Genomic DNA, 6,772 nt, shown 5'->3' with positions numbered 1-6,772 from the left:
CGCGCGGCGTTGGCTTTCGCCGACCGGAACGCGGTTCTCGATTGGCAGGAGGCCGGTGAGTTGCCGCTGCCGGGTCGCGAGCGGCTGCGGGTGTATGGGGGTGAGGGGTGTCCTGGGGTGGCGGAGTTCGCGGTGCTCGAACTGGGTGCGGTGCTGGGGATGTCGAGTGTTGCCGCGTCCTATCTGCTCGGTGAGGCGTTGGCGTTGCGGCATCGGTTGCCGCGCGTGTGGGCGGCGGTGCTGGGCGGGGACGCGGTCGCGTGGCGGGCCCGCAAGATCGCCCACGCCTGCCTCAGCCTGTCCCTGGAAGCCGCCGAGATCGTGGACCGGCGCGTCGCGGGCCGCATCAACACCATCACGCCGGGTGCGTTGAAGAAACTCGTCGCTGCCGCCATCGCACAAGCCGACCCGGCTCGCGCTCAGGCCGATGCGGAGGCGGCGGCGAAGGCGCGCGGGGTGTATGTGTCGCAGTCCGATGAGGCCGGCACGAAGCGGATCTGGGTGCGGGCCGCGGCGGGTGCGGTGATCCGGTTCGACGCCACCATCGATGATCTGGCCCGGGCGTTGAAGGCTTTGGGTGACACCGACTCGCTGAATCAGCGGCGCGCGAAAGCCATCGACTGGATCGCCGACCCGGCCGCTGCCCACCAGTTGATCGAGGTCGCCCGTCACCTCGCCACCACCGCTACCGGCACCCCAGACAAGGCGGACGCCTCAGCCCCGACGGACACACCAGACACGGACGGTGCGGAGCACACCCCGGCCACCGCGACGAAACCCGCCGCAAGCAACACCCGCACGCACGTAGACACCGGAACCGACACCGGAGCCGACCCGGGCGCTGACCTGGGCTCAGCAGCCGCGTCACCGAGCGCGACTAGCGCAGGCGGCGCGTCCAGCGCGACCAATGCACGCGGCCCGTCCGGTACAGGCAGCATCGCCGAGCCGTTCGATGAGGAGCACGCCCGGCTGGAAGAGGCGTATCTGATGGAGTCCCTCGGCTGGGAACCCACGTCCACCGACGCTGCCTGGCAGCCCCCGCTCGACGACACCTTCGCCACAACCCAGCCCGCCCCACCCCAAAAGCCCAGCCACGCCGGTGACCGCGACACCGACTGCGACACCGCCCGCGACACCGACTGGGGCATTGACTGGGACGCCGACCAGGACGCGGACGCGGACGCGGAAGTCGGCCCCGTCGGCGCGGGCGGGGCCGCTGATGCGGGTGCACCGGTGGACGAGGACACGTTCACCCGCCGCGGCCTGGCCGCCACCCTGACGGCCCGGCTGGCCGCGATCAAACGCGACGCGCACCGCAGCGGCCTCGGCGCCGGCACACGTTCACGGGCCCGGCACACGCTGTATGTGCATCTGACCGACCTGACGCTGGCCACCGGCACCGGGGTGCTGCGGGTCGAGGAACTCGGTCCGCAACTGGCCACCCAGTTGAAGGAACTCCTCGGGCACGACCATTTCGTGGTCAAACCGGTCATCGACCTGCACGACCAAGTCAGCGTCCACAGCTACGAGATCCCCGACCGGATCCGGGAACGGGTCCGGCTACGCCACCCGGTCGACATGTTCCCCTACAGCGGCGCCGAAGCCACCGTACGCATGGACCAAGACCACATCACCCCCTACGACCACACCCGCACCCGCGACCACGGCGCCGATCCAGAACCACCAGGCAACCAAGCCGACCAGAATGACCAGGCTGACCAGGCTGACCAGGCTGACCAGGCTGACCAGGCTGACCGGGGTGACCGGGGTGACCGGGGTGACCGGGGTGGGCAAGGGACCCAGCCCGGCCAGACGAGTGTCGACAACCTGATCCCCCAAGGCCGACTCCACCACCGCGCCAAAACCTTCGGCGGCTGGCACAACCGACGCCTGCCCAGCGGAGCCGTCGCCTGGGTCAGCCCGCACGGGTTCCGGTTCGTCGTCGACCACACCGGCACACACCAACTCCCACGCAACCGAACCCGCGGTCCCTAGGAGTAGTGCCCACCACATCGCCCGGACGACCGACCAACCAACCAAGGTCGCCGCCGGGCGATCAGGCACGTCCCCGTCCAAAAGGCCGCCGGGTCACGGACGTGGTGCAGGAACCCCTGGCGCATCCCACACGACCAGCAACCAACGGCCAGCGCGGCAACGAACAGTCGGCGCACCGGCGAGCGGTCGGCGCACCGGCGAGCGGTCGGCGCACCGGCGAGCGGTCGGCGCGCCGGCGACCCGAGCGCGCGGAACGGATCTGCCCTGCCGACCGAACCCGAGCCCGGCCGCCGCCGCCCGGCACCACCGCCCGCCGTCACGACCTCCACCAAGCACGCGAACCCGCCCCGAGCACAGCCACCGCCACGGAACGGATCTGCCCTACCGACCGAACCCGAGCCCGGCCGCCGCCACCCGGCACCGCCACCCGGCACCGCCACCCGGCGTCACCACCTCCACCAAGCACGCGAACCCGCCCCGAGCACAGCCACCGCCACGGAACGGATCTGCCCTACCGACCGAACCCGAGCCCGACCGCCGCCACCCGGCACCACCGCCCGCCGTCACCACCTCCACCAAGCACGCGAACCCGCCCCGAGCACAGCCACCGCCACGGAGCCGAGGTCCAGGAACGGCCCCGCCGGCAGCAGACCCACCCCGACCCCGACCCCCACCCCGACCCCGATGCCGATCCCGACCTCGTACCCCGCCTCCTGGCATCACAGCCCGGCGTCACGACCTCCACCAAGCCCCCGGACCCGGCCCAAGCACAGCCAGCACCGGCGCGCCGAGAGCGAAGACGGCGCTGCCGGCCGCGAACCGACCCCACCCCCAACCGACCGCCTCACCCCGGACCCACCGCCCCACAAACCCACAAACCGGAGCCGCGCCCGCGCGCCGGTGACCTTGAACAGCAAATAACCACTCCACACCCACCAGACCCTGTTCACACCCACCGATAACGCCCGCCCCCAGAACCCGGACTCGACCTGCTTCACACCCCAAACTCGATCTGCTTCACACCCCAAACTCGGCCCCAACCGCCCGATACCGCTGCTCAGCGAACCAGCCTCCACCGAGCACGCGGACTCAACCCGGCAGCTGGTGCCCGACCTCGAGCAGTGTCCGCCGCGCTATGCGCCCGCGACCACCCGGCCCGAAACGGCCGAGCGGTCAACGCACTACGTCGTACCCGCGTTGTGACGGGCGCGATACGGCCACCAACGTCGCGGCCGGAACACCTAGACTCCGAGGTATTCGGGCGGTCGGCCGCGGTGAGGAGTGGGATGACGTTCTCGGTGGTGGGGTTCGACGCGGCGTCAGGGTCCTGGGGTGTCGCGGTGGCTTCGAAGTTCCTGGCTGTGGGGGCCGTGGTGCCGTGGGGACGAGCCGGCGCAGGAGCGATCGCTACGCAGGCGTCGGCCAACCTGGCGTACGGACCGGACGGGCTCGAACTGCTGGCTCAAGGGCTGTCGGCGGACGAGGTGGTCGCGCAGCTGACCGGCGCCGACGACGGGCGGGCCAATCGGCAGGTCGGCGTCGTTGACGCTCAGGGGCGAGCGGCGACGTTCACCGGTGAGTCCTGTCTGGACTGGGCCGGTGGGCTTGCCGGTGACGGGTTCGCTGTCCAGGGCAACATCCTGGCCGGGCCGCACGTGGTGGAAGCTATGGCCGAGGCGTGGACGGCGTCAGCGAGTCAGCCGTTGGAGCGCCGTCTGTACGCCGGGCTGACCGCAGGTGACCATGCAGGCGGAGATCGCCGCGGACGTCAGGGTGCGGCGTTGCGGGTCTGGCGAGCGGGTGCGTCGTACGGCGGAGTGCTCGACATCGCGATCGACCTGCGCGTCGACGACCACCAAGCACCGGTCGAGGAACTCGGCCGGCTGCTCGACCTCCACGAGCTGTACTTCGGCGAGCCCGACCCGGACGCGCTGCTCCCCTTGGAAGGCGAGCTCGCCACCGAGGTCTTGACCCGGTTGAAGGCTCTCGGCTACGAGACCGACGACCTGACCGAAGCTCTCGAAACCTGGGCCGGCACCGAGAACTTCGAAGAACGTCTCGTCCCCGGCAAACTCGACCCCGTCATCCTCGAACAACTCCGCACCCAGTCCCCCACCTGACCCATGCGCTACTACCACCGGGAACACCAAGAGGCTTACCGCCGCATCGAGCAGCAGGGCTTGACCCAGTGGAACGACCTCTTCGACGGGGACCGCATCAACAGCCTCGAGGACTTCCCCAACCGGCCCTTCCTCGAGCATGTCGTCCGTGAGTTGCCACCGGGCGGCACAGTGCTCGAGTACGGCTGCGGCACCGGCATCGCGGCCTGCTTCCTCGCCGAGCGCGGCTTTCGTGTCGACGCGATCGACCTGATACCTGACGCGATCAGCCTCGCCGAGCGGTTCGCCAGGCCCGGACGCCATCAGAATCGACGACGCGTGGTACCTCCCACACCGCCGCCACCTACGCCCCGAGGCCCTCCGCGCCGAGCTCGAAAGCCACGGACTCACAATCACCCACCAAGCGGGCGGCAACGTCGTCGCTCAACCTCACCGCGCGCAACATCACCAGGCCCGCTGAAGGATCTCCGTCGTCTCGGCCAGCGACAACCCGGCCGCGTGTGCCGCGGCAGCCAACGCGGCCGCCGCGGAGTGTGTAGCGGCGTCGTCGATGCGACTCCGATGCGCCAGCACGAACGTGCCGTTCCGCCCCCGCGTCTCCACCAGCTCGTCGGCCTCGAGTTCCTTGTACGCCCGCGCCACCGTGTTCACCGCGAGCCCGAGGTCCAGCGACAGCTGCCGGACCGTCGGCAGCCGGGTCCCCCGGGCCAGCTCGCCGGCGCGGATCATGGCCTCGATCTGCGAGCGGACCTGCGCGTACGGCGGCGTCAGCGCGACCGGATCGACTGTGATGTCCATCCGGTCAGCATCTCAGGAGAAGTCCTCGCCTGTGTACGGGCGCTGCTCCACCAGCACCAGCCAGTTGCCCGAGCTGTCCCGCAGTACCGCTTCCACGCCGTACGGCCGCTCCGACGGCTCCTGGAGGTACTCGACCCCACGGGCGGTCAGCTCGGCGAACGTCTTGCGGCAGTCGTCGGTCGCGATCCCGAACGCGTGCATCGTCCCCTTCTGCATCATCCGGCGGACCGCGGAGGTGTCCTCCTCGTCGAGCGGCGGCCCGGGCAGCGCGAGCTGCAACTCGAGCTCCGGATGGTCAGGGTGGTGCACCGTGGTCCACCGGAAGTTGGCCAGCTTCACGTCGGTCTTCGGTACGAACCCGAGCTTCTCGGTGTAGAACTCCAGCGCCTCGTCGATGTCGTTCACGAACACGCTCATCAGGCTGATGTTGGTGATCACTGCTGCTCCTCCTCGGATCCGGGGTCGCCGTCGGTACGACGGTAGGCCCCGGACCCGCCGCCCGGCTTCTCCGGAATTGCGGAGTGCAGCCCGAGCATGAACACGAAGCACCCCGGGATCCGCGGCCCTTCCTGCGTCCGCTGGTACCGCGTCGGCGTCATCCCGACGAGCTCGGTGAACCGCTGCGAGAACGATCCCAGGCTGCTGTACCCGACCATCGTGCACACCTCCGTCACGGTCAGGTTCGTCGCCCGCAGCAGGTCCGCGGCGCGCTCGATCCGTCGGCGCGTCACGTACTGCATCGGCGTCTCGCCGTACGTCGCCGCGAAGCAGCGCAGGAAGTGGTACTTCGAGACGCCCGCGGCGGCCGCCAGCGCGTTCAGATCGAGCGGCTCCGCGAAGTTGCGGTCGGCAACGTCTCGCGCCCGCCGCAGGTGTGGCAGCAGCTCGACCGGAACAGCAGTGGACACACCGCGAGCGTAACCCCTGCAGTCAGCTGCCGCCGCGCAGGAAGGACTCCACCACGGCGACGTACCGCGCGGGCTCCTCGACGTTCGGAAGGTGGCTGGAGTCCTCGAAGACCTCCCAGCGCGCGTCCGGGATCAGCTTCGCGTACGGCACCACGCACACCGGCTGCGCTTCGTCGTACGCGCCGGAGATCACCAGCACGGGTACGTCGATCTCCGGCAGCCGGTCGACGACGCTCCACTCCTTGAGGCTGCCGACCACGTGGAACTCACTCGGACCGTTCATCGTGTGGTAGACGGTCGGATTCGCGTCGAGCGCGGCGAACGCGGACGCCACCGCCGGCGGGTTCGAGACGATGCGGCAGACGTGCCGGTCGTAGAACACCTTCATCGCCGCGGCGTACTCGGGCGAATCCGTGGTCCCCGCTTCCTCGTGGGTGCGCAGCGTGTCGTCGACCTCGGGCGGCAGCTCGGCGCGCAGCAGCGACGCGGCCTCGGACCACAGCGGCATCGAGGCCGGCGAGTTCGAGATGACCAGGCGCTTCAGCCCGCCCGGGCGACGCACGGCGTGCTCTGCGGCAAGCATGCCGCCCCACGACTGCCCGAGCAGGTGGTAGTTGTCCGCGATGCCGAGGTGGTACAGCAGGTTGTCGAGCTCGTCGAGGAACAGCTCGACGGTCCAGTACGACGGATCCGCGTCGGGCAGATGCGTCGAGTTGCCGCAGCCGAGCTGGTCGTAGTGGATCACCGGCCGCGCCGGACCGTCGAGGTCGGCGAACGCGGTCAGCGACAACAGGTACTGGTGCGTCGCGCCCGGGCCGCCGTGTGCCACGACCAGCGGCGTGACACCGGATTCGAGGTCGCCGGTGACCCGGTACCAGGTTTCACCGTCGGCGAAGGGCACCCGTCCCGCACGCGCGGCGGGCAGGATCTCGTACGTCATCGACTTCATCT

At 70.1% G+C, this 6,772-nt stretch carries 6 protein-coding genes and 1 pseudogene; 3 read left to right on the top strand and 4 right to left on the bottom strand.

The window, feature by feature from the left end; translation table 11 throughout:
• From AB0B82_RS11820 to AB0B82_RS11810, 3 genes and pseudogenes are all read left to right on the top strand, one after another.
• Positions 1-1,995: DUF222 domain-containing protein (locus AB0B82_RS11820; RefSeq protein ID WP_360165491.1), on the top strand; the 1,995-nt coding region annotated here is incomplete at its 5' end.
• Between the two features lie 1,286 nt (positions 1,996-3,281).
• Complete coding sequence (locus tag AB0B82_RS11815) at positions 3,282-4,115, top strand: DUF1028 domain-containing protein (protein ID WP_360165488.1); 834 nt, start codon at positions 3,282-3,284, stop codon at positions 4,113-4,115.
• A 3-nt stretch (positions 4,116-4,118) separates the two neighbouring features.
• Positions 4,119-4,406 (top strand): annotated as a pseudogene (locus AB0B82_RS11810) (methyltransferase domain-containing protein); the annotation flags it as partial.
• Positions 4,407-4,559: 153 nt separating this feature from the next.
• Here the strand turns inward: AB0B82_RS11810 and AB0B82_RS11805 are convergent.
• Genes AB0B82_RS11805 through AB0B82_RS11790 form a run of 4 tightly spaced genes read right to left on the bottom strand, consistent with a single transcriptional unit; the run spans position 4,560 to position 6,761 of the window.
• Positions 4,560-4,913 (bottom strand): GntR family transcriptional regulator, encoded by a 354-nt coding sequence (locus AB0B82_RS11805; RefSeq protein WP_360165485.1) that lies wholly within the window; start codon positions 4,911-4,913, stop codon positions 4,560-4,562.
• Positions 4,914-4,925: 12 nt separating this feature from the next.
• Positions 4,926-5,351, bottom strand: coding sequence for a VOC family protein (locus AB0B82_RS11800; protein ID WP_360165482.1), 426 nt, complete (start codon positions 5,349-5,351; stop codon positions 4,926-4,928).
• On the bottom strand, positions 5,348-5,821 hold the full coding sequence (locus AB0B82_RS11795) for a helix-turn-helix transcriptional regulator (protein WP_360165479.1): 474 nt from the start codon (positions 5,819-5,821) through the stop codon (positions 5,348-5,350). Before AB0B82_RS11795 ends, AB0B82_RS11800 begins: the two co-directional genes overlap by 4 nt.
• A gap of 22 nt (positions 5,822-5,843) precedes the next feature.
• Positions 5,844-6,761: a proline iminopeptidase-family hydrolase gene (locus AB0B82_RS11790; RefSeq protein WP_360165476.1), complete on the bottom strand. Its 918-nt coding sequence runs from the start codon at positions 6,759-6,761 to the stop codon at positions 5,844-5,846.
• Between the last annotated feature and the right edge of the window lie 11 nt (positions 6,762-6,772).

The sequence above is a fragment of the Kribbella sp. NPDC048915 genome, from assembly GCF_040649595.1.
Lineage (GTDB): Bacteria > Actinomycetota > Actinomycetes > Propionibacteriales > Kribbellaceae > Kribbella.
Note: the sequence above shows the minus strand (reverse complement) of the source record. Positions and strands in the feature narration are given on the sequence as shown.

Excerpts from the sequence above, each read along its gene's own strand:
- AB0B82_RS11815 (WP_360165488.1), top strand. The coding sequence starts at position 3,282 with ATGACGTTCTCGGTGGTGGGGTTCGACGCGGCGTCAGGGTCCTGGGGT.
- AB0B82_RS11805 (WP_360165485.1), bottom strand. The coding sequence starts at position 4,913 with ATGGACATCACAGTCGATCCGGTCGCGCTGACGCCGCCGTACGCGCAG.
- AB0B82_RS11790 (WP_360165476.1), bottom strand. The coding sequence starts at position 6,761 with ATGACGTACGAGATCCTGCCCGCCGCGCGTGCGGGACGGGTGCCCTTC.